Annotated in this window: 21 protein-coding genes; 14 read left to right on the top strand and 7 right to left on the bottom strand. The window is 71.8% G+C overall.

What is annotated here, in order from left to right; translation table 11 throughout:
* Nucleotides 1-89: 89 nt before the first annotated feature.
* Nucleotides 90-2210: a prolyl oligopeptidase family serine peptidase gene (locus AB0N14_RS01750; protein ID WP_366023750.1), complete on the bottom strand. Its 2121-nt coding sequence runs from the start codon at nt 2208-2210 to the stop codon at nt 90-92.
* Nucleotides 2211-2401: 191 nt separating this feature from the next.
* Between AB0N14_RS01750 and AB0N14_RS01745 the strand changes: the two genes are divergently transcribed.
* On the top strand, nt 2402-2596 hold the full coding sequence (locus tag AB0N14_RS01745; RefSeq protein ID WP_059128380.1) for a hypothetical protein: 195 nt from the start codon (nt 2402-2404) through the stop codon (nt 2594-2596).
* 111 nt (nt 2597-2707) lie between these two features.
* On the opposite strand, the gene AB0N14_RS01740 is transcribed toward AB0N14_RS01745, so the two are convergent.
* The gene (locus tag AB0N14_RS01740; protein WP_366023749.1) at nt 2708-2917 is read right to left on the bottom strand and encodes a DUF397 domain-containing protein; all 210 of its coding nucleotides are present in this window, start codon (nt 2915-2917) and stop codon (nt 2708-2710) included.
* Complete coding sequence (locus AB0N14_RS01735) at nt 2914-3789, bottom strand: helix-turn-helix transcriptional regulator (protein WP_366023748.1); 876 nt, start codon at nt 3787-3789, stop codon at nt 2914-2916. Before AB0N14_RS01735 ends, AB0N14_RS01740 begins: the two co-directional genes overlap by 4 nt.
* A 350-nt stretch (nt 3790-4139) precedes the next feature.
* Here AB0N14_RS01735 and AB0N14_RS01730 point away from each other — a divergent pair, with 350 nt between their 5' ends.
* The 9 genes from AB0N14_RS01730 to AB0N14_RS01690 all read left to right on the top strand — a co-directional run bounded on the left by AB0N14_RS01730 (nt 4140) and on the right by AB0N14_RS01690 (nt 13237).
* Nucleotides 4140-5027 (top strand): helix-turn-helix domain-containing protein, encoded by an 888-nt coding sequence (locus AB0N14_RS01730; RefSeq protein ID WP_366023747.1) that lies wholly within the window; start codon nt 4140-4142, stop codon nt 5025-5027.
* A 52-nt stretch (nt 5028-5079) separates the two neighbouring features.
* Nucleotides 5080-5700, top strand: a complete 621-nt coding sequence (locus AB0N14_RS01725) for a Uma2 family endonuclease (protein WP_366023746.1) — start codon at nt 5080-5082, stop codon at nt 5698-5700.
* Between the two features lie 37 nt (nt 5701-5737).
* Complete coding sequence (mshB, locus tag AB0N14_RS01720) at nt 5738-6661, top strand: N-acetyl-1-D-myo-inositol-2-amino-2-deoxy-alpha-D-glucopyranoside deacetylase (RefSeq protein ID WP_366023745.1); 924 nt, start codon at nt 5738-5740, stop codon at nt 6659-6661.
* Nucleotides 6658-7077, top strand: coding sequence for a DUF6113 family protein (locus AB0N14_RS01715; protein WP_366023744.1), 420 nt, complete (start codon nt 6658-6660; stop codon nt 7075-7077). The genes mshB and AB0N14_RS01715 overlap by 4 nt, the downstream gene beginning before the upstream one ends.
* A gap of 227 nt (nt 7078-7304) precedes the next feature.
* Entirely contained in the window at nt 7305-9626 is a 2322-nt protein-coding gene (locus AB0N14_RS01710; RefSeq protein ID WP_366023743.1) for a hypothetical protein, read from the top strand.
* Nucleotides 9627-9760: 134 nt separating this feature from the next.
* Complete coding sequence (locus AB0N14_RS01705; protein ID WP_366023742.1) at nt 9761-10684, top strand: ABC transporter ATP-binding protein; 924 nt, start codon at nt 9761-9763, stop codon at nt 10682-10684.
* Entirely contained in the window at nt 10681-11421 is a 741-nt protein-coding gene (locus AB0N14_RS01700) for an ABC transporter permease (protein ID WP_366023741.1), read from the top strand. Before AB0N14_RS01705 ends, AB0N14_RS01700 begins: the two co-directional genes overlap by 4 nt.
* 5 nt (nt 11422-11426) lie before the next feature.
* Entirely contained in the window at nt 11427-12626 is a 1200-nt protein-coding gene (locus tag AB0N14_RS01695; protein ID WP_366023740.1) for a histidine kinase, read from the top strand.
* Entirely contained in the window at nt 12623-13237 is a 615-nt protein-coding gene (locus AB0N14_RS01690; RefSeq protein WP_366023739.1) for a response regulator transcription factor, read from the top strand. The genes AB0N14_RS01695 and AB0N14_RS01690 overlap by 4 nt, the downstream gene beginning before the upstream one ends.
* Before the next feature lie 92 nt (nt 13238-13329).
* Here the strand turns inward: AB0N14_RS01690 and AB0N14_RS01685 are convergent, their stop codons facing one another.
* Both AB0N14_RS01685 and AB0N14_RS01680 read right to left on the bottom strand, forming a co-directional pair.
* Nucleotides 13330-14181 carry a transglutaminase-like domain-containing protein gene (locus AB0N14_RS01685; RefSeq protein WP_366023738.1) on the bottom strand — a complete coding sequence of 284 codons (852 nt, stop codon included), beginning with the start codon at nt 14179-14181 and terminating at the stop codon, nt 13330-13332.
* 17 nt (nt 14182-14198) lie between these two features.
* Nucleotides 14199-15248: a GNAT family N-acetyltransferase gene (locus AB0N14_RS01680; RefSeq protein ID WP_366023737.1), complete on the bottom strand. Its 1050-nt coding sequence runs from the start codon at nt 15246-15248 to the stop codon at nt 14199-14201.
* A 140-nt stretch (nt 15249-15388) separates the two neighbouring features.
* On the opposite strand from AB0N14_RS01680, the gene fdxA reads away from it, so the two are divergent.
* Nucleotides 15389-15709 (top strand): ferredoxin, encoded by a 321-nt coding sequence (gene fdxA, locus AB0N14_RS01675; RefSeq protein WP_043443616.1) that lies wholly within the window; start codon nt 15389-15391, stop codon nt 15707-15709.
* 143 nt (nt 15710-15852) lie between these two features.
* On the top strand, nt 15853-16995 hold the full coding sequence (locus AB0N14_RS01670) for a bifunctional succinyldiaminopimelate transaminase/glutamate-prephenate aminotransferase (protein WP_366023736.1): 1143 nt from the start codon (nt 15853-15855) through the stop codon (nt 16993-16995).
* Nucleotides 16996-17190: 195 nt separating this feature from the next.
* On the opposite strand, the gene AB0N14_RS01665 is transcribed toward AB0N14_RS01670, so the two are convergent.
* On the bottom strand, nt 17191-17625 hold the full coding sequence (locus AB0N14_RS01665; protein ID WP_366023735.1) for an ATP-binding protein: 435 nt from the start codon (nt 17623-17625) through the stop codon (nt 17191-17193).
* Nucleotides 17626-17966: 341 nt separating this feature from the next.
* Nucleotides 17967-18926, bottom strand: coding sequence for a heavy metal transporter (locus AB0N14_RS01660; protein ID WP_366023734.1), 960 nt, complete (start codon nt 18924-18926; stop codon nt 17967-17969).
* Between the two features lie 96 nt (nt 18927-19022).
* Between AB0N14_RS01660 and dapE the strand changes: the two genes are divergently transcribed.
* Together dapE and AB0N14_RS01650 are read left to right on the top strand one after the other, a co-directional pair.
* Nucleotides 19023-20102: a succinyl-diaminopimelate desuccinylase gene (gene dapE, locus AB0N14_RS01655; RefSeq protein ID WP_366023733.1), complete on the top strand. Its 1080-nt coding sequence runs from the start codon at nt 19023-19025 to the stop codon at nt 20100-20102.
* 114 nt (nt 20103-20216) lie between these two features.
* Nucleotides 20217-20975: a TIGR00730 family Rossman fold protein gene (locus tag AB0N14_RS01650; RefSeq protein ID WP_366023732.1), complete on the top strand. Its 759-nt coding sequence runs from the start codon at nt 20217-20219 to the stop codon at nt 20973-20975.
* Nucleotides 20976-21142 lie beyond the last annotated feature (167 nt).

Here is a 21142-nt window from a genome sequence, read left to right as displayed (position 1 = left end):
CAAGAGAGTGAACAGCGTACGGCCGTGCGGGTGCCGTAAACGGGCCGGGGCGCGCCATGTCGCCCCGGCCCGTTGCCGTGCGGCGCGGCTCAGCCCAGGTTCAGCGCGCGCCGGAGGAAGTCCCGCTGGAGCAGCAGCAGGTTCTCCGCGACCGTTTCCTGGGGGGTCATGTGCGTGACCCCCGACAGCGGGAGCACCTCGTGCGGGCGGCCCGCGGCCAGGAGGGCCGAGGACAGGCGCAGTGAGTGGGCCACCACGACGTTGTCGTCCGCCAGGCCATGGATGATCATCATCGGGCGGGCCGGATCCGCCGCGTCCACCAGGCCCGCGTCGTCGATGAGCGAGTTGCGGCGGTAGACGTCGGGCTGCTCGCCGGGGTGCCCCAGGTAGCGCTCCTGGTAGTGGGTGTCGTAGAGCCGTAGATCGGTCACCGGCGCGCCCACGACGGCCGCGTGGAACACGTCCGGGCGGCGCAGCACCGCCAGCGCCGCCAGATAGCCGCCGAAGGACCAGCCGCGGATCGCGACCCGGGACAGATCGAGGGGGAAGTCGCCGGCCAGGGCGTGCAGCGCGTCCACCTGGTCCTGGAGCACGACCGCCGCGAGGTCGTCCCTGACCGCCTTCTCCCAGGCGGGGGAGCGGCCCGGGGTGCCGCGCCCGTCGGCGACGATCACCGCGAAGCCCTGGTCGGCGAACCACTGCGAGGTCAGGTGCGGATTGTGCGCGGCCACCACGCGCTGTCCGTGCGGGCCGCCGTAGGGGTCCATGAGGACGGGGAGGGAGGCGTCACCGGAGTAGTCCGTAGGCATAAGCACGGCGCATGGGATTCGGCGTGCGCCCCCCAGTGCCAGTCGCACGCGCGGGGACAGACCGGGGCGTTCCGCATACGACGCCACGGTGGCCAGACGCTTGCCGTCGCGCAGCACCTGCACCTGGGCGCCGGGGCGGTCGAGGACCGAGGAGACGAGCACGGTCACGGCCCCCGCGCGCACCGCCGAGTGCACACCGGGCTCCTGCGACACGCGCTCCACGCCGAGTTCGTTCACGCGGTAGACATGGACCTCGCCGATCTCCGGGTCCGTCGCGGCCTCGCCCGCCGACGCGGCCACCAGCACATCCGCGTCCGCGACGTCGAGCACCGCCCGCAGGTGCAACTGCGGTCCCGTCAACGGCCGTTCCCCCACGGCGAGCACGCGCGCGCCGCCCTCGTCGGCGACCCGGACCAACTGCCCGGAGGGGCTCCAGCACGGCACACCGGCGAAAAGTTCCAGCCAATATGGATCTTCGTCCGCGTGCACCATCCGGGTCGCCCCGGTGTCCGGGTCCACCGCCAGGTACAGCTGGCTGCGCTGGTCTCGCGCCTGCACCAGAATCAAAGGTGCCCCTGCCGCTGACCAGTGCACTCGCGCCAGATACGGGTAGCGCGCCCGGTCCCAGACGACTTCCGTGCGCGCCCCGTCGAGGCCCACCACGAACAGCCGTACGTCCGCGTTGTCGGTGCCCGCAGCCGGGTACGGAACCCGCTGCGGCTCCTGGTCCGGACGCGCCGGATCGGAGATCCACCACCGCCGCACCGGCGTGTCGTCCACGCGCGACACGAGCAGCCGGTCGGACTCCGGCGACCACCAGAAACCCCGCGAACGGCCCATCTCCTCGGCCGCGATGAACTCGGCCAGGCCGTACGACACCGACTCCGACTCCGGCTCCGCGATCGCCCGGTCGCCGTCGCCCTCCGCGCCGACCACGCGCAGCGCGCCCCCGCGCACGTAGGCGATGTGCCGTCCGTCGGGGGCCGGGCGCGGGTCGATCACCGGCCCGGCCACGGGCAGTTGGCGGGCCGTGCCCGCGCGCAGCTCCGCTGTGAAAAGCCGCCCTGACAAGGCGAAAGACGCCAACTCCACGGCCGCGTCGGTGGCGTAGCCGACGATGCCGGCGCCGCCCTCGCGGCTGCGCTCCCGACGGGCGCGCTCCTCGGGCGGCAACTGCTCGGCGGCGCCCCCGAGGAGCACGCCCGGGTCGGCCGCGGCGCGCTCCTTGCCGTCCGCCAGGTCGAGGACCCACAACTGGTGCGCGCGGTCCGTGCCGGAGGTGGACCGCAGGAACACGACACGGGAACCGTCGGGCGCGACGGTGAACGCACGCGGCGCGCCGAGCGTGAACCGCTGGGTCCGCGCGTGCCGTCGGGGGAAGGAAGCAGGCTCGGTGGTCATGCCCCGACCATATTGGCCATGCGCCCCCTTGTGCGGCCGTGCGCCGATCGATGCGCACGTACGGATAGTTATGATCACTAGCGCATAGTGGGTATGAACGTGCTGCCTGCTGCGTGGATTTATCTGCGTGGATTTGTCTGCCCCCATAGTCCGAACCCCCCGCGTCCTGGGATCTTTGGAGGTGAGCCGCCGTGGCACTCTCGATTTCGGCGGTGGTGCTGCTGGCGATCGTCGTCTTCCTTCTGATCAAGAAGTCCGGGCTGAAGGCGGGCCACGCGATCGTGTGCATGCTCCTCGGCTTCTACCTCGCCTCCTCCACGGTCGCACCCACGATCAGCGAGCTGACCACGAACATCGCGGGGATGATCGGCAGCATCAAGTTCTGACCCGAGCGGTGCCGCTGGTTCGGCGTCGACGGCGTCCAGCCGCCACCATGGCTGCCCACCGGGCGGGTCCGGGCAGAGGCCGGACCGCGCCCGAGTGCGCCGGGGAGGTCGTCAGCCTTCGGACGCGTACGCCACGAAGCGGGTCCAGGCCTCCGGGGGCAGCGTGAGCCGGGGGCCCGGGACGTGCTTGGAGTCACGGACGTGGACAGCGCGGGGTGCTATGGCGATCTCGACGCAGGAGTCGCCTTCGGGACCGTCGCTGTAGCTGCTCTTGAACCACGTCAGTTCGCAGGTGTCGCTGACGGCGGTCTCGCGGATCATGCTTCTCCCAGCAGTTGCTCGATGAGGGCCAGCGACTCCCGTGGGGAAAGAGCCTGCGTCCGGATGGTGCTGTATCGCAGCTCAAGGATGCGGAGCTGCTTGAGATCAGAAGTCGGGCGACCGTTGAACGCTCCGTCGGAGCGGCCTACCGCCGTCCCGTCCTCGAACTTCAGCACCTCGACCTTGCCGCTCAACCCGGGATGGGCACCGGAGTCCGTCGGCATCACCTGAAGCGCGACATGGCGTAACCCAGCCACTTCCAGCAGATGTTCGAGTTGCTGACGCCACACCATTGCGCCTCCGACCTTTCGGCGCAGCGTCACCTCTTCCTGGGCGAAACTGAGCATCGGCGCCGGATCCCGGTCGAAGATCGACTTGCGGCCCATGCGTGCGGCCACCAGGCGTTCCGACTCGGCTTCCGAGTACGCCGACTGGGACACCTCGAACAAGGCCCGTGCGTGCTCCGGCGTCTGCAACAGGCCATGGATGCTGAGCCCGACGTAGACGCCCATCTCTACTGCCTTCGCTTCCAGCTCGGCCAGTTCCCGCACCTTCTTCGGGTACCGGACTTTCTCCACGTCCTCCTTCATCGCAGAGAGCAGCCCACCCGCGCTCAACACCCCGTCGGCCTTGTCCAGATACTCGGGCCGGGGAATCCGCTTGCCGCTCTCGATCTTGTAGACCATGTCCTCCCCGTAGCCGACGGCCCTGCCGAACTCGCAGGCCTTCATCCCCACCGCCTCCCGGCGTAGCTTCAGCTGCCGCCCGACGGTCGCGATGACCGCGACACCCCACTCGTCGTCCGGATCCACCTCCCAACTGGGCTCATCCGTCTCGCTCTTGAGCCGCCCCGCGTCCGCGTCGACCGTCATCAGCGCGCGCCCCTCCCTCGTACGTCCTGCCGCCGGGCAGTCACCGTAAGCGATTGTCTGATCACTCATCACGGTAAGCGCCCACCGGCACCGTGACCCGTCCCCATGGGCTCCGGTGACACCAGCGGCTGAAAAACAAAGGACCAGGGGAAAGGACCCGACCAAGCCCCACCCCTCCCGCCCGTGCCGCACGCTCGCTCGGGAGGGTGAACATCCCTGATTCGGCTGCGTTTCGCGGCCCCGCGCGGCCCTACGCTCAGCGCGACACAACCGCAGACATGCGACGGCCCCCGCCGGGACGGGCAATCCCAGTGCGAGGGCCTGACCACCGAGGAAGAGGCAACTTCCCGATGGGTAACCAGAATTTTAGCGCGCCCGCGCGCGCCCAGTCCCGCACTGCGGGCAACAAGCACCCGAACCGGGGCCACCACAGCGGCGGGCTGATCCACGACAACATCCGCCATACCACCCGCTTCACGGTGATCGGCAATCACCTGGTCCAGCACCCGGACCTCTCCCTCCTCGCGATCGGTCTGGGCTGCCACATCCAGTCACTGCCGAAGGGCGCCCGCGTCGACATCAAGAGCCTCGCCGCCCGCTTCCCCGAGGGAGCCACCCGTATCGCCGCCGCGCTGCGCGAGCTGGAGACGCACGGCTACCTACGTCGCGAGCGCGAACGCACCCCCGGCGGCCGTATCGTCACCCGGACCATCTCCTGCAACCAGCCGGCGGCCCGACGTCACGCCGACAAACCGAGCTGCCCCGACCGCCCCGCCGCCCGCGCGGCAGCAGCACCCGGCAGGCGCACACCTGCCCGCCCCCGCAAACCCCTCCCCGCCGTACCGCAGCCCGCCTGCACTGCCCCGTCCCTCCTCCAGGCGGCCACCGACCTCCTCGCTGACCTGCGCCGCCACGACTCGCGGTTGTTTCTCTCCGCCCGTGACACGGCCCACCTGGCCCCCGGCGTCGCCGCCTGGCTGGAGCGCGACGTCAGCACCGCCGCCGTACGACGGGCGCTGACCGCCGACCTGCCACCCGAGGGACTCCATCGGCCCGCCGCCCTGCTGGCCCACCGCCTCGCCGAGCAGCTGCCGCTCCCGCCCCCGTTCCGCGAACCGGCCGCTCCGCCGCCCGTACGGCACCCGCTCCAGACCTGCGACGCCTGCGACCGCGCCTTCCGCGCGCCCGAGCCCGGCCGCTGCCGTGACTGCCGCCGCGACGCCCAGGAGGCCGCCTAGCATGAGAGCGACGATCCTTGCCCCTGGGCACAGACGACGAGGAGCGAGCGCCATGACCATCGCACAGGGCAACGCGCGGCAGGGTGCTTCCCACGCCTATCGAGCCATGCGGGACTTCGTTCAGTCCGTGGAGGACACCCTCCCCGGCAAGTTCGAGATCACCAAGGAAGGACTCGTCCACGACATGATGTCGCCCGTGAAGCAGCACGAGCTGACCGCGCTGCATCTCCGGAAGCGCCTGGAGAAGGTCATGCCGGAAGAGCTCGTGGCCCACACGGGGGAGCCCGATGTGGAAGACGAGCCCGAAGCCATCCTGCGGCATCCTGACGTGATGGTCATCGCCATGGCCGATATGGAGGGCGGCGGTTCCTTCGACCCCCGCACCCTGATCGCCGCCGTTGAAATCGTCTCCCGCTCCAACCCGGACAACGACTGGGTCACCAAGATGCGCGACTACCCCCTGATGGGCATCCCGGTCTACGCGGTGTTCGACCCCCGCACCGGCACCGGTGCCGTTCTCACCGACATCCACCTCACCCCGGACGGCCCCCGCTACGCCACCCGCAAGGACTTCGTCTACGGCGAGGACGTCACCATCGCCGACTGGACCATCTCGACCGAAGGCCTGCCGCGTTACAAGGACGAGAGCGCCGAGGGCGAGCATCAGGGGTGACAACGGCAGGGAGCCGAGGCACTCGTAGGGTGGTCCCATGACGGATCTGCCCGACCGGCGTCTGCTCCTGGTGCACGCGCACCCGGACGACGAGTCGATCAACAACGGCGCGACCATGGCCAAGTACGCGGCCGAGGGCGCCCGGGTGACGCTGGTGACCTGCACCCTCGGCGAGGAGGGCGAGGTCATCCCGCCGGAGCTCGCGCACCTCGCGCCCGACCGGGACGACGCGCTGGGTCCGCACCGCGTCGGTGAACTGGCCGCCGCCATGGCCGAACTCGGCGTCGGCGACCACCGCTTCCTCGGCGGCCCGGGCCGTTACCGCGACTCCGGGATGATGGGCGCCGAGCAGAACCACCGGCCGGGCTCCTTCTGGTCCGCGGACCTGGACGAGGCGGCCGGCCACCTCGTGACGGTCGTCCGGGAGGTGCGCCCCCAGGTCCTCGTCACCTACGACCCCGACGGCGGCTACGGCCACCCCGACCACATCCAGGCCCACCGCGTCGCCATGCGCGCCGCCGACCTGGCCGCCGACCCCGGCTTCCGCCCGGACCTCGGGGAGCCCTGGCGGATCACCAAGATCTACTGGAACCGGCTGCCGCGCTCGGTCGCCCGGGCCGCGTTCGCCCGCCTCGGCGAGGTCCTCGACAAGACGCCCTTCACCAAGGCCGCGAGCATCGACGACGTCCCCGGCATGGTCGACGACCACGTGGTCACCACCGAGATCGACGGCGCGGCGTTCGCCGCCGCGAAGGCCGCGGCGATGCGCGCCCACGCCACGCAGATCGAGGTCGCCGAGCCGTACTTCGCGCTGTCCAACGCGCTCGCGCAGCCCCTCCTCACCACCGAGTACTACCAGTTGGTACGCGGCGAGCGAAGCGAGATGGGGGTTCCCCCGGCCGGAGGCTGGGGGAACACCGAGGCCCGTGAAACGGATCTGTTCCAAGGAGTGGCCCCATGACGGCGTCGAGCAAACAGTCGAACGCACTCGCACAGCCCCTGAGCCTGCCCTCGGCCGGCCGGACGGCCGCCTACCTCGGGCTGCTGGTGCTCGGCGCGGGCGTCGGCGTGGCGGGCGGTCTGGTGCAGGCCGCATGGTTCCCCGGCGGACTGTTTCTCGCGCTCGCGGGCGCGGCCGGACTCTTCCTGGGCGGCGCCCAGGCCACCGGGGCCCGCGCGGGGGCTCTCGCGCCCGCCGCCGGGTGGATGGTCGCCGTCGTGCTGCTCACCGCCAGCCGCCCCGAGGGCGACTTCCTGTTCGGAGCGGGCATCGGCTCGTACCTGTTCCTGCTCGGCGGAATGGCCGTCGCTGTGATGTGCGCCACCCTTGCCCACGGGCGGCAACCCGGTCGCCCCGGCGCCCGACTTGGCAAGTGACGTACCACTTCGTCGCTGCGAGTCATGGGATGTCCCCCGGAAAACGCGGTGCGGACGTGGGGGTCCCGTGCGGGTTTCCCTCGCGGGCGCGGTCTACGTGGCGCAGGCGGCCAGTATGGTGGTGCGCGCCGCCGAGCCTCCCCCACGCTCTCGGCTTCGCTCGAGCAGGGGGGACCCCCACCTGTTGAGGTCGAAACAGGCGGTGGAGCCAACCGGGAGAACCTGCCTTGAGTCGTGAAACTGACAGCTCGTCCGCCGGGCCCAACGGGCGTGGCCCAGCCGCGTACCCGTCGGGGACGCCGCCGTACGGCACCCCCCTGGCTGCCGAGGACGGTGTCGACACGAGCCGTTCGGCCTCGCCGTCGGACGAACGCAAGACCGAGACCACGCTGACGACCCGCATCCGGATCAACATCCCCGGATCCCGGCCCATTCCGCCGGTCGTCGTGCGCACCCCCGTCGCGGACGCCGACAGCGCGACGGACGAAGCGGGCTCCGACACACGGGCGACGAGCTCCGTGAGCGCGCTCAGCACCTTCGACCCGCCCGCCGAGCCCGCCGCGCAGTCCGAGGAGAAGACGGCGACGAGCGACTGGTTCGCGCCGCGCAAGCCCGCGGCGGTCAAGGGCGCTCCGGGCAGTGGGTCGACCAACGGCGCGCGGCTGCCCGGGGCTTCGGGCACACAAGGCGCGAGCGGCGCGTCGGGCGTGGGGGCGCCGGGCGAGGGCGCTGGTGGCGGTACGGGTGCGCGGGGCAGCAACGGGGCCTTCGGTGGCCCCGGTGCGTCGAGCGGTCCCGGCGCGGGCGGCACGCGGCCAAGTGGTCCGGGGCCGAACGGCGCGGGTGGCGCGCGTCCCGGCGCTTCCGGTGCGCCGGGCGCACGGCCCGGAGAGGGCGCGGGCGGCACGGGCTCCTTCGGCGCACGCCCGGGCGGTACGAACGGCGCGGGGCTCCCGGGTGCCACCGGCGCCGGACCCGTCGCGCCGGGGCACGGCGGCGGCACCGGCTCCTTCGACGTGTCCGACGCGGTGGCGGCCAGCACGGCCTCCTTCCCGGTGATCGGCGCCGAGGAGAGCGCCGAACCCCGCCGCGACGACCTTCCGTACTTCTCGGAGCCGGGCCGGCGCGGCCCCTCCGGCCCGACCAGCGGCCCGGTCACCGGAGACAGCACGGTCGCCTCGGGCCCCGGCGGCCCCGGACTGACCGCTCCCGGTACGGGCCCCGGCGGCCCGGGCCTCCTGGCGCCCGGCATCCAGAGCACCTACGGCGGACCGCTCGGCCCGGGAGGCCCCGGAGCGCCCAGCGCGCCCGGCGTGCCCGGAGCCGCGGCGGGCCAGGGCCATCCCGGCGGCGGGCTCAGTGACGACACCGCGATCCTCACCCCGCAGAAGCCCGCCCCCGAACCGGGCCCCCAGGGCTTCGGCGGCCCCGGCAGCAACGTCTCCGGGCACACCGTCACCAGCGGCATCCCCGTCGTCCCGTCGGGCGACCGCAGCGGCCCGTTCGGCCCGGGCTCCCCGTCGGAGGCTCCGGCGCCGCACACGCCCCCGAGGCTGCCCGACGCGCCCAAGCAGCAGAACACCGGCGCCGCGAAGCCGGCCAAGAAGAAGGGCCGCAGCAAGCTGGTCCTCCTTGGCGGCGGCGTGGTCCTCGTCGCCGGTGTCGCCTACGGCGCCGGACTGCTCATGAACCACTCCGACGTGCCCAAGGGCACCACTGTGCTCGGCGTCGACATCGGCGGCGGCACCCGGGACGAGGCGGTCGAGAAGCTCGACGCCGTGCTGGGCAGCCGAACCGACAAACCCCTGCAGCTGTCGGTCGACGGCAAGGCGGTTCCCCTCAGGCCGGACCAGGCGGGCCTCCAGTTCGACAGCAAGACCACCGTCGCCGCCGCCGCGACGAGCGACTACAACCCGGTGTCGGTGATCGGCTCGCTGTTCGGGCAGCACCGAGTGGTCCAGCCCGTCATGCCCGTCGACGAGGAGAAGCTGCAGGCCGCCCTGCAGCGCGTCGCGGGCGGATCCGGGTCGATGGTCGAGGGCACGATCAAGTTCGAGTCCGGCCGGGCGGTTGCCGTGTACGGCAAGGCGGGCAAGGGAATCGACGTGCCCGCGTCCGTCGCGGCCGTCGAGGAGGCGTACCGCACTCAGGTGGAGACCGGCTCCGGCACGCCCGTGCGGGTGGCCACCACGAGCCGGCAGCCGGCGGTCACGAACGCCGAGGTCGACCGGGAGATGAAGGAGTTCGCGGAGCCGGCGATGGCGGCTCCCGTGACGGTGCGGACGGACGCGGCGCACTCGGTGCTGATGAGTCCGCAGAAGTCGCTGTGGAAGTTCCTGAGGGTGACGGCTGTCAACGGCAAGCTGGTCGACAAGCCCGACCTGACTGCCCTGAAGGCGCTCTACGGCCAGGCGTTCGACGGTGTGCTCATCACCCGGGCCAACGGCCAGAAGACGCCCGTGACACCCCAGGACGTCTACGTCGCCCTGCGCCAGGCGCTGCTGAGCAAGACCAACCGGGTCGCGGTCATCAACACGAACCCGAGCTGAGGGCACCGCACAGGGGGGGCGCCCGGTGACGACCGGGCGCCCCCCCTGCCGTGCCGCAGACATGACATCTGTCATGCCGGAGTGACGACACCTGGCACTGCCGTGCACGCCCCCGGCCCCGGGACGATGGGTCCATGACGACGACAGTGTCGGCCACCGACGTGGTGGTCGGGTTCGATCAGGTGACCAAGGCCTACAGGGACGTACGGGCCGTGGACGGCTTGTCGCTCGAGCTGCACCCGGGGGAGACCGTGGCCCTGCTGGGGCCCAACGGCGCGGGCAAGTCGACCACCCTCGACCTGCTCCTCGGGCTCAAGCCGGCCGACAACGGCTCCGTGCGCGTGTTCGGGACCAGCCCGCGCGAGGCCATCGTCGCCGGGCGCGTGGGCGCCATGCTGCAGAGCGGCGGCCTGATGGACGAGGTGACCGTCGCCGAACTGGTCAAGCTCGGCTGTGACCTGCACCCGAGGCCGTACAAGGTCACCGACGTGCTCGCCCGCGCGGGCATCGCGCAGATCGCCGACCGCAAGGTCAACAAGCTCTCCGGCGGCCAGGCCCAGCGCGTCCGCTTCGCCCTCGCCACCGCGGGCGACAGCGACCTGATCGTCCTCGACGAGCCGACCACCGGCATGGACGTCTCCGCCCGCCAGGCCTTCTGGGCCACCATGCGGGAGCAGGCGGACCAGGGACGCACGGTCCTGTTCGCCACCCACTACCTGGAAGAGGCCGACGCGATCGCCGACCGCGTGTTGGTGCTGCACCGCGGGCGGCTCCTCGCCGACGGCACCGCCGCCGAGATCAAGGCCAAGGCCGGCGCCCGCCGCGTCCGTTTCGACCTTGAGGGCCCGATCGACGAGGCCCCGCTGCGCGCGCTGCCGTTCCTGACCGCGATAGACGTTTCCGGGCAGACCGTACGCATTCAGTCCTCCGACGCCGACGCGACCGTCCACGCGCTGTACGGGCTCGGCGTCTACCCCCGCAACCTCGAAGTCGCCGGGCTCGGGCTCGAGCAGGCGTTCGTCGCCATCACCGAGGCCGAGGAGGCCAAGCAGTCATGATCTCGCTCATCAGGCTGGAACTCACCCGCGCCCTGCGCAACCGCAAGTTCCTGTTCTTCTCGGTGATCTACCCCTCGGCCATCTTCCTGCTCGTCGCGGGCAAGGCGGACAGCACGACCAAGGTCGACGGCAGCGGCCTGACCGTCCCGACCTACATGATGGTCTCCATGGCCTCCTTCGGCGCCCTGACCGCCGTCCTGATGGGCAACAGCGAGCGCATCGCGAAGGAGAGGGAGAGCGGCTGGGTACGGCAACTGCGGCTGACCACCCTGCCCGGGCGCGGCTACGTCCTCGCCAAGACGGCCAGTGCCGCCGTCGTCAGCCTGCCGTCCATCGTCGTCGTGTTCGCGGTCGCCGCGGCCGTGAAACACGTCCGCCTGGACGCCTGGCAGTGGCTCGCCCTCACCGGGGCGATCTGGGCCGGCAGCCTCGTCTTCGCCGCGCTCGGCGTCGCCCTCGGCTACCTCGCCAGCGGTGACGCGGTCCGCCCCATCACGATGATCACCTACTTCGGGCTGTCGATTCTGGGCGGCCTGTGGATGCCGTCGACGACCTTCCCGCAGTGGCTGCAGGACATCGCCAAGTGGCTGCCCACCCACGCGTACGCTGCCCTCGGACAGGCCATCGAACAGAGCCAGGCCCCGCACGCCGGGGACATCACGATCCTGGTCGCCTTCTTCGCCCTCTTCGCGGGCGGCGCGGCCTGGCTGTACCGGAAGGACACGCTGAAGGCGTGAGTGCCATGACGGAAGACCAGGCGTCGGACGAGGTCCGGGCGGAGCGGCTGATGCGCATGGGTCAGCCGCCCCGCAACCGGAAGGAGCTGCTGCGCAAGACGCTGTGGATCGGCGTGTGGCTGGTGTTCCTGAGCTCGCCGGCCCGGGACCTCGCGTCCGGCCGCCACACCACCGGCGTCACCGTGGCCGGCTGGCTGGGCCTCGCGGCCTTCGTCGCGGTCTATCTGTCGCTGGTCTTCCGGAACATCGGCAGGCCGTACAGCCGGCGGTTCGTCATCGGGATACTCGTCGCCCTCGCGGGGATCGCCACGCTGCTGAACCTCACGCTCGGCGCCGAGCACTGGCTGGGACTGTTCGTGTACGTCTCGGTGGCCTGCGGAGCGACGCTCCCGCTGCGCGCCGCGTACTGGGCGATCCCCGCGACGGCCGCCGTGATGGCCCTGGTCGGTTTCCAGGGCGGCGCGATGGACACGGTCGAGGACCTCCTGCTCCTGGTGGTGCTCATCGGATACGCGATGACGGGCGTCGGCCAGCTCGTACGCACGACGATCGAGCTGCGCAAGGCCCGCGCCACCGTCGCCCAGCTCGCCGCCAATGAGGAGCGGCTGCGCCTGGCCCGCGATCTGCACGACCTGCTCGGCCACTCTCTCTCCCTGATCACGCTGAAGAGCGAGCTGGCCGGCCGCATGCTCCCCGACCGCCCCGAGAAGGCGGCCCAGCAGGTGGCCGACATCGAACGGGTCAGCCGTCAGGCCCTCGTCGACGTGCGTGAGGCGGTCACCGGCTACCGGCGCCCGCGCCTGTCCGCGGAACTCGCGGGCGCGCAGGTCGCCCTCACGGCGGCCGGAGTCACGGCGGACATACCCGCGGAACCCGACCTCACCGGGGTCGCGGAGGAGAGCGAGTCCGTCCTCGCCTGGGCGCTGCGCGAGGCGGTCACCAATGTCGTGCGGCACAGCGGCGCCGGCCGCTGCGCGGTGGAGGTGCTGCAACGGCAGACCCTCGACGGGCCGATGCTGGAACTCTCCGTCGAGGACGATGGATCGGGAGGGGCGGGCAACGGCCCGGGCAACGGTCTGACGGGTCTGACCGAGCGTCTGGAGAAGGTCGGCGGCACGCTGGAGGCGGGGCGCGTCCGGCATGGTTTCCGGCTGGTCGCACGCGTGCCCGTGGGCGCCGTGGCCCACGTAGGATCCGGGGCATGAGCCGTACGGTCAAGGTCCTGCTCGCCGAGGACCAGTCGATGGTCCGCGAGGCGCTGGCCGCGCTGCTGGGCCTGGAGGAGGACATCGAGGTCGTCGCCCAGGTCGCCCGCGGTGACGAGGTGCTGGCGGCGGCGCGCGCTCATGAGGTGGACGTGGCGCTGCTGGACATCGAGATGCCCGGCGCCACCGGGATCGAGGCGGCGGCCCAGCTTCAGCGCGAGCTGCCGACGCTGAAGGTGGTCGTGCTGACGACCTTCGGCCGCCCCGGCTATCTGCGCTCCGCGATGGAGGCGGGCGCCGCCGCGTTCCTGGTGAAGGACGCCCCCGCCGCCCAACTCGCCGAGGCGGTACGGAAGGTGCTCGCAGGGGAACGGGTCATCGACCCGACGCTCGCGGCGGCCGCCCTGGCCGACGGCGCCAACCCGCTGACGGAGCGCGAACGCGAGGTCCTGCGCGCGGCGGCGAACGGCGCGACCAACGCGGAACTGGCGGCGACGCTGCACCTGTCCCAGGGGACGGTCCGGAACTACCTGTCCACCGCCATACAGAAACTGGCGGTACGGAACAGGGCGGAGGCCGTACGGATGGCTCGTGAGAAGGGGTGGCTGTAGCGCCCTGACAGGGGCGCGGGGCACTGCGCGACAAGCCACGCCCTGCCCGCACACGCGCGATGACACAGCCACCTATGGCGCGTGGGCGGACCTCAGTTGAGCATGGCCCGCGCAGCCCGAGCCTGCCCCCGCACCCGCTCCGCAGCCGCGTCGTCAACGGCAGAGACGATCTCGGCATACGCGTCCAACTCCGCGGCCCCCCGCAAGAACTCCCCCCGCTGCACCAGAAGCTGCGCGTGCTCGTACCGCAACCGCGCCGGATGCGACGGCACCAGCAACGACAACTCCACCGCCCACAGGGCGACATCCGACCGCTCGGGGCGAGCCGCCGCCCACGCCCGGATGTTGTTCAACACCCGCAGTACGACATCCAGCGGATCGGCAGCGGTGAGCATCGAAGGATCGAGCGGCGCCCCCGTGGCGCCGGCGACCAGCATCTCGGCGTCACCCCCGGTCAGCACCCGGCCGCCGTCGAACGGATCGGCCAGCACCTGCTCGTCCGGCGGCCCGAACCCCACGACGAAGTGCCCGGGCAGTGCGACCCCGTACACCGGCGCCCCCGCCCGCCGCGCCACCTCGATCCACACCACCGACAGCAGGATCGGCAGCCCGCGCCGCCGCCGCAGCACCGCGTGCAGCAACGAGGACTCCAGGCGCTCGTAGTCCGCGGCAGAACCGCGGAACCCGCAGCGGCCCCCGAGGACGTCCGCCAGCGCCTCGGCCCAGGCCCGCGGCCCGTCCGGCCGGAACGGCACCAGCCCCGCCAGCCGGTCCAGCTCGATCTGGGCGGCGTCGATCCCGGCCTCGTCCAGCTCCCCGTCCGCCGCCGCGCCCACGAGCAGGCACAGCGTCACGAGATCGGGCCGCTCGGACCGCGCCTCCTCGCCGAACCGCCGCCGCACCTCGGCGGCCCGCTCCGGCTCCGGGGGACGGGGGCCACGCATCACAACCTCGAACCCTCTCACGCCACCGGTCCGCGGGAGCCCTCCGGCTCCCGGTAGTGGTGATATGCATGATGCGCCCCGAAACCCAGTCCCGCGTACAGGGCCCGCGCGCCCTCGTTGTCCGTCTCCACCTGCAGCCAGGCCGCCGAGGCGCCCTCGTCCAGGGCCTGCCGGGCCAGCGCCGCCATCACGGCGGTGGCCAGACCCCGCCGGCGCTGCTCCGGGTCGACCTCGACCGCCGCGAAACCGGCCCACCGCCCGTCCACCACGCACCGCCCGATCGCCGCAGGAGGGGCACCCTGAGCCCCCGGCACCGTCGCGAACCACACCGAGGGGCCTCCCCCACTCTCGGCTTCGCTCGAGCGGGGGGACCCGCATCCCAGCACTTTCAGGGCCACCTCGCTCAGCCCCTTGCGCTGGTAGCGGGCGAGCCACGCCTCGTCGGCCGTGCGGGACAGCTCGACCCCGGGCGCCTCGCGGTCCGCGAGGGGCGCCAGGGAGCCGGTCCACAGCTCGGCGGTCACCTCCCGCGTCCAGCCGCGCGCTTCGAGCTCCGCGCACAGCAGCTCCTGCGTGCCCTCCGCTCCCGTCGCGACCTGTATGTAGGCGGGCAGGCCACGGTCCGTGTACCAGCGCCGTACGGCCGTCAGTGCCTCGTCCAGCGGCAGCCCGGGGTCGCCGAGGGGCAGCGCCGAGTTGGCCCGCCGCGTGAACCCGGCGGCCGCGCGCAGCTCCCACTCACCGAGCTGCTCCCGCTCCACCGGCTGCCAGGCCCGGGAGGCGATCCGCACGAGCTCCTCGTAGGACGCCGCGGGACCCCTGCGACGCGCCGGAGCGGCGGGGACGACCCTGCCCGCGACCAGCGACGATTCCGCGATCCGGACGCTTTGACCGTCCCGCCGTGTGATCAGCAGCACACCTTGATCCCATGATGTGAGAACTCCGACCGTGTCGGTGAACTTCTCACCCTCGGCGACATGTTCGTCCCACCGCCGTACGGAGACGCGTTTTCCCACGTCAGCAGCGGTGATGCGGATCTCGAGCCGTCCGCCCGCAGAGATTTCCACAGGTCAGTTCACCCCTCCTGTTCGGATCGTGCCCCGGAACGGAGATACTAGGTGCGGGCATCGACGACGCCGCGCTCCCGCGCGCCAGGCGGCGGAGCCTGAGGAGGCCCGCCAGCGCCCTATCGAGGAGGAACGACAGCGTGACCTACGTCATCGCAGAGCCTTGTGTCGACGTCAAGGACAAGGCGTGCATCGAGGAGTGCCCGGTCGACTGCATCTACGAGGGCCAGCGGTCCTTGTACATCCACCCGGACGAATGCGTCGACTGTGGGGCCTGTGAACCGGTCTGCCCGGTCGAGGCGATCTTCTACGAGGACGACACTCCCGAGGAGTGGAAGGACTACTACAAGGCGAACGTCGAGTTCTTCGACGAGCTCGGCTCGCCCGGTGGCGCCAGCAAGCTGGGGCTGATCGAGCGCGACCACCCCTTCATCGCGGCGCTGCCCCCGATGAATCAGTAAGCGGCGAATCAGTAAGCGGTCTGCACAACCGTGCCGCCTCGGTCCCGTCACGGTGCCTGCCCGCACCGGACGGGACCGAGGTGTCGGGGAGCCCCTACGCTCGTACGGGGGCGCCCGTCGTAGCAGAAAGTGAGCCGATCCCCGTGTCCGCAGTCTCCGACCGCCCTCCCGTCTCCAGCCACCACGCTGCCAAGGAGTCGCTTCGCGACCGCCTTCCGATCTTCCCCTGGGACAAGCTGGAGCCGTACAAGAAGACGGCCGCCGCGTACCCGGACGGGATCGTCGACCTGTCCGTCGGCACCCCGGTCGACCCGGTGCCCGGGCTGATCCAGAAGGCGCTGGTCGCGGCGGCGGACTCCCCGGGCTACCCGACCGTCTGGGGCACGCCCGAGCTGCGGGACGCGATCACGGGCTGGGTGGAGCGCCGCCTCGGCGCCCGCGACGTCACCCACCGGCACGTACTGCCGATCGTCGGCTCCAAGGAGCTCGTCGCCTGGCTCCCGACCCAGCTCGGGCTCGGCCCCGGCGACAAGGTCGCCTACCCGCGCCTGGCCTACCCGACATACGAGGTCGGCGCGCGCCTGGCCCGCGCGGACCACGTGGCCTACGACGACCCGACGGAGCTGGACCCGAGGGACCTCGAGCTCCTCTGGCTCAACTCCCCGTCGAACCCGACGGGCAAGGTGCTGGGCAAGGAGGAACTGACGAGGATCGTCGCCTGGGCCCGCGAGCACGGCGTACTGCTGTTCTCCGACGAGTGCTACATCGAGCTGGGCTGGGAGTCCGATCCCGTCTCGGTCCTCCACCCGGATGTGAACGGCGGCTCGTACGACGGCATCGTGTCGGTCCACTCCCTCTCCAAGCGCTCGAACCTGGCGGGCTACCGCGCTGCCTTCCTCGCTGGTGACCCCGCGGTCCTCGGCCCGCTCCTGGAGATCCGCAAGCACGGCGGCATGATGACGTCGGCGCCCACACAGGCCGCCGTGGTGGCCGCGCTGGGCGACGACACGCACGTCCGCGAACAGCGCGAGCGGTACGCGGCCCGGCGCACGGCCCTGCGCGCCGCCCTCCTGAAGCACGGCTTCCGGATCGAGCACAGCGAGGCGAGCCTGTATCTGTGGGCGACCCGCGAGGAGTCCTGCTGGCAGACGGTGGCCCACCTGGCCGACCTGGGCATCCTGGTGGCACCGGGCGACTTCTACGGCGAGGCGGGCGGAAAGTTCGTACGGGTGGCCTTGACGGCGACGGACGAGAGGGTGGCAGCAGCGGTGGAGCGCCTCGGCTAGAGGCGCCGCTGCCGCTACCGCTGTGGGCAGTCGTTCCGCTGGGGATATGGGGGTCACCCCTGCTCGAGCGAAGCCGAGAGCTTGGGGGAGGGTGGGCACAGCCCACACCACCGGGCACGGTCCAGCCAAGCCCAGCTGCAACAGACGGGGGGTCCGGGGAAGCTTCCCCGGACCCTCCGCGCAAAGAACCCGGTGTCAGCCGCCCAGCGGCAGCCCCTTCGGCAGCCCGCCCTTGGTCGCGCCCCCGAGCAGCCCGCCGGCCTGCCCCGCCGCGTCCCCGGCCACCTTCTGCGCGACCGGCGCCGCCGTCCCGACGACCTTCCCGCCGGTCCGGCTCACCGCCGGCACCGCCTTCCGGGCCGCCTGGCTTCCGGCCTTGACCGCGTGGCTGCCGGTGTCACCCGCGACCCCGGTGACCTGCTGCGCCGCACTGTCGGCCTTCTGGGCCGCGCCGTCGACGGTGGTGCCGACCTGCGCGGTGTCCAGGGCGGTCAGCCCACCGAGGTTCGGGGTGGCCGGCAGATCGGTCGTCGCCGCGCTGGCGGAGCCGGCCGCACCGACCACGGGCGCCGCTCCCGCCGCGATCAGCAGCGCGGCACGGGCGATCCGGTGGGTCAGGGGGAGGGACATGATGCTCCTTAGACGGGAGAGAACGGTGAAGTGTTCGACTGCGCCCGGGAGTTCGGCCGATTCGGCTGTTCATCGTTCCGGGCTCGGACGCAGTGACTACCGCTCGAAGCCCGCGAAGGTTGCGGTGGGCCAATGTAAAGAGTTGGCAATGCGTCGCATTATCAGGTGGGGATGAAATCGGGCAAACGGCAACCGGTCGGAAAGCCTGCCGAATCCTTACAGCCCTTTGTTCGCAAGGGGCTCGGCGCATACGCCGAAGGCCCCGCAAAAAAGTGCGCGCCCCGTCGACGAGGCGCGCCGCGCATTACCCGCAGGAGTGAGAACTCGTACTGCTGCCCGGGCTACCCCACGGTGACGATGCGGACTTCGGTGGCCGACGCCTTCCCGTCGCCGGAGCCGGTCGTACGCCACTCGCCGGCGAAGCCTCCGCGCGACCACTCGCGGCCCGCGAAGGAGACGCGTGAGATGTGCAGCGCAGTGGAGTTGGCCACCGCCCAGTGCGCCAGCTCCCAGCCGCGCTCCCAGACGGTCCCCGAAGCGGTGGACCTCTTGGGCACCGGAATCGTCACCGTGTCGTCGGCGGCCCGCGTCGGCGTGGCCGTGGGGGACGGCGACCGGCGCCGGGGGACCACCTCCGCGCCGGCCGTCTGGAGCACGTCGCGCCCGAAGTCCCGTACCAGCGCGGCCCGCACCGCGTCGGGGCCCCCGGTCGCCGTCGGCGCGGGGCGCCCCTGGCAGGTCAGCGTGCCCGCCGCGCGGCCGGTCAGGGCGGCGGCTAGCAGCATGGCGTCCGGCTCGTGCTTCGCGTACGCCTCCGGATAGCCGCTGCGCTGCACCCGCTGCGCGGCGACCGTCAGCGGAAGACCCGTGTAGTCCGGCACCTTGGCCAGGTGCTCGTAGAACACGCCCGCCGCGTACGTCGGGTCCATGATCTGCTTCTCGGTCCCCCAGCCCTGCGACGGGCGCTGCTGGAACAGGCCGAGCGAATCCCGGTCGCCGTGCTCTATGTTGCGCAGGCCCGACTCCTGCAGGGCGGTCGCGAGCGCGATGGTCACCGCGCGCTCCGGCATGCCGCGAGTGGTGCCGATGGCGGCGATCGTCGCCGCGTTCACCGCCTGCTCCGGAGTGAACTCGTACGAGGCGCCGTCGTCCTTTCCGGAGACGACCCGGCATCTCGGCGCCGCCGAACCGGTGAGGTACTGGACGACGAGATAGCCCGCGACGGCGAGCAGGACCACGAAGGCCGCCCCGAAACGGAGGAGGCGGCCACGTCGCACGGAAGGAGGGGACGGCTCTGACACGCCGTACAAGGTACTGGAGGTGAACAGCGGGTTGCCCGGCGCTGTGGACAACTCCTGTGACAGGCCCGCACGGTCGGGCGCGCTAGGGTCGAGGACATGGCCGATACCCCGCTTGACCTCACGCTGGACGCCGCTCGGCTCACCGCGCGGCTGGTCGACTTCCCCTCCGAGAGCGGCACCGAGAAGCCCCTCGCGGACGCCATCGAGGCGGCGCTGCGCGCCCTGCCGCACCTGACGGTCGACCGGTACGGGAACAACGTGGTGGCGCGTACGGACCTGGGACGTCCGCAGCGCGTCATCCTGGCGGGCCACATCGACACGGTCCCGATCGCGGACAACGTGCCCTCCCGCCTGGACGCGGGCGGCGTGCTGTGGGGCTGCGGCACCTGCGACATGAAGTCGGGCGTCGCCGTCCAGCTCCGTATCGCGGCGACGGTCCCCGAGCCCAACCGGGACCTGACGTTCGTCTTCTACGACAACGAAGAGGTCGACGCACACCTGAACGGTCTGAAGCACGTGTCCGAGGCCCACCCGGATTGGCTGGAGGGCGACTTCGCGGTGCTGCTCGAGCCCTCCGACGGCCAGGTCGAGGGCGGCTGCCAGGGCACGCTGCGGGTGCAGCTGAGGACCAGGGGTGAGCGGGCCCACTCGGCGCGCGGCTGGATGGGCTCCAACGCCATCCACGCGGCGGCCCCGATCCTGGCCCGCCTGGCAGCCTACGAACCGCGCCATCCGGTGATCGACGGCCTGGAGTACCGGGAGGGCCTGAACGCGGTCGCCGTCTCCGGCGGGGTGGCCGGGAACGTGATCCCGGACGAATGCGTCGTGACGGTCAACTTCCGATACGCGCCGGACCGCACCGAGGAGGAGGCGGTCGCGCACGTCCGTGAGGTGTTCGCGGACTGCGGCGTGGCGGAGTTCGAGGTGGTCGACCACAGCGGCGGCGCCCTGCCGGGGCTGTCGCACCCGGCCGCGGCGGCGTTCATCGAGGCGGTCGGCGGCACCCCGATGCCCAAGTACGGCTGGACGGACGTCGCCCGCTTCAGCGCGCTCGGCGTACCGGCGGTCAACTACGGTCCCGGCAACCCGCTCTTGGCGCACAAGCGGGACGAACGGGTGGAGACGGCGAAGGTCCTCACGGCGGAGGAGCGCCTGCGGGCCTGGCTGACGTCCTGACCTGCCGCCGGACGTGGGGGACGGTCGTCCGAGCCGGACATGCGCACGTCCCCCCTCCGTAACCCGCGCGGATCTACGCTGGGGTGGAACCACCCCCGAGCGGAGGGAGCGCACATGCCTACCGGCAACCCCGAGGGGAAGAAGATTCCGCCGGATGAGCAGCGGCTCGGTCCGGTGCTGCGCAGACGGGGCCAGGTGACGAGGAGCACGACGGACCAGCGCCTGCTGGACGAGCGCGCCCCCACCGACTGGGTCCACACGGACCCGTGGCGTGTCCTGCGCATCCAGTCGGAGTTCATCGAGGGTTTCGGCACGCTGGCCGAACTCCCACCCGCGATCAGCGTGTTCGGCTCGGCGCGGACGCCGGTGGACTCGCCGGAGTACGACGCGGGCGTACGGCTCGGGCGCGGCCTGGTGGAGGCGGGCTGGGCGGTGATCACCGGTGGCGGCCCGGGCGCGATGGAGGCGGCGAACAAGGGGGCCTGCGAGGCGAAGGGCATCTCGGTCGGCCTCGGTATCGAGCTGCCGTTCGAGCAGGGGCTGAACCCGTACGTCGACATCGGCCTGAACTTCCGCTACTTCTTCGTCCGCAAGATGATGTTCGTCAAGTACGCGCAGGGGTTCGTGGTCCTGCCGGGAGGCCTCGGCACGCTGGACGAAATGTTCGAAGCCCTGACCCTGGTCCAGACCCAGAAGGTGACCCGCTTCCCGATCGTGCTGTACGGCACGTCGTACTGGGGCGGCCTGGTGGACTGGCTCAAGAACACCCTGGTGGCGCAGGGCAAGGCCTCGGACAAGGATCTGCTCCTGTTCCACCTCACGGACGACGTGGAGGAAGCGGTGGCCCTGGTCTCCAAGGAGGCGGGACGCTAGGCGCTGAGCCTGAACCGGGGCGGTGGGGTCATCGGGGTCAGGGCACGCACCCGGCGCGGGGGGTGCCCTCCTCGGGGGCTTCGCCCCCGGTCCCCGAAACCGGGCATGGCTCGGGCACGCACCCGGCCCCCCGAGCCCGCGGGGCATGGCTCGGGCGAGTGACCGGC

Source organism: Streptomyces sp. NPDC051104, from assembly GCF_040682835.1.
Taxonomy (GTDB): Bacteria; Actinomycetota; Actinomycetes; order Streptomycetales; family Streptomycetaceae; genus Streptomyces; species Streptomyces cynarae.
Note: the sequence above shows the minus strand (reverse complement) of the source record. Positions and strands in the feature narration are given on the sequence as shown.

What these genes read in the sequence shown, in the direction of transcription:
- AB0N14_RS01750 (WP_366023750.1), bottom strand. Translation starts at nt 2,210, where the DNA reads ATGACCACCGAGCCTGCTTCCTTCCCCCGACGGCACGCGCGGACCCAG.
- AB0N14_RS01695 (WP_366023740.1), top strand. Translation starts at nt 11,427, where the DNA reads ATGACGGAAGACCAGGCGTCGGACGAGGTCCGGGCGGAGCGGCTGATG.
- AB0N14_RS01735 (WP_366023748.1), bottom strand. Translation starts at nt 3,789, where the DNA reads ATGACGGTCGACGCGGACGCGGGGCGGCTCAAGAGCGAGACGGATGAG.
- AB0N14_RS01650 (WP_366023732.1), top strand. Translation starts at nt 20,217, where the DNA reads ATGCCTACCGGCAACCCCGAGGGGAAGAAGATTCCGCCGGATGAGCAG.
- AB0N14_RS01715 (WP_366023744.1), top strand. Translation starts at nt 6,658, where the DNA reads ATGACGGCGTCGAGCAAACAGTCGAACGCACTCGCACAGCCCCTGAGC.
- AB0N14_RS01730 (WP_366023747.1), top strand. Translation starts at nt 4,140, where the DNA reads ATGGGTAACCAGAATTTTAGCGCGCCCGCGCGCGCCCAGTCCCGCACT.
- AB0N14_RS01725 (WP_366023746.1), top strand. Translation starts at nt 5,080, where the DNA reads ATGACCATCGCACAGGGCAACGCGCGGCAGGGTGCTTCCCACGCCTAT.
- dapE (WP_366023733.1), top strand. Translation starts at nt 19,023, where the DNA reads ATGGCCGATACCCCGCTTGACCTCACGCTGGACGCCGCTCGGCTCACC.
- AB0N14_RS01700 (WP_366023741.1), top strand. Translation starts at nt 10,681, where the DNA reads ATGATCTCGCTCATCAGGCTGGAACTCACCCGCGCCCTGCGCAACCGC.
- mshB (WP_366023745.1), top strand. Translation starts at nt 5,738, where the DNA reads ATGACGGATCTGCCCGACCGGCGTCTGCTCCTGGTGCACGCGCACCCG.
- AB0N14_RS01740 (WP_366023749.1), bottom strand. Translation starts at nt 2,917, where the DNA reads ATGATCCGCGAGACCGCCGTCAGCGACACCTGCGAACTGACGTGGTTC.
- AB0N14_RS01705 (WP_366023742.1), top strand. Translation starts at nt 9,761, where the DNA reads ATGACGACGACAGTGTCGGCCACCGACGTGGTGGTCGGGTTCGATCAG.
- AB0N14_RS01685 (WP_366023738.1), bottom strand. Translation starts at nt 14,181, where the DNA reads ATGCGTGGCCCCCGTCCCCCGGAGCCGGAGCGGGCCGCCGAGGTGCGG.
- AB0N14_RS01665 (WP_366023735.1), bottom strand. Translation starts at nt 17,625, where the DNA reads ATGTCCCTCCCCCTGACCCACCGGATCGCCCGTGCCGCGCTGCTGATC.
- AB0N14_RS01690 (WP_366023739.1), top strand. Translation starts at nt 12,623, where the DNA reads ATGAGCCGTACGGTCAAGGTCCTGCTCGCCGAGGACCAGTCGATGGTC.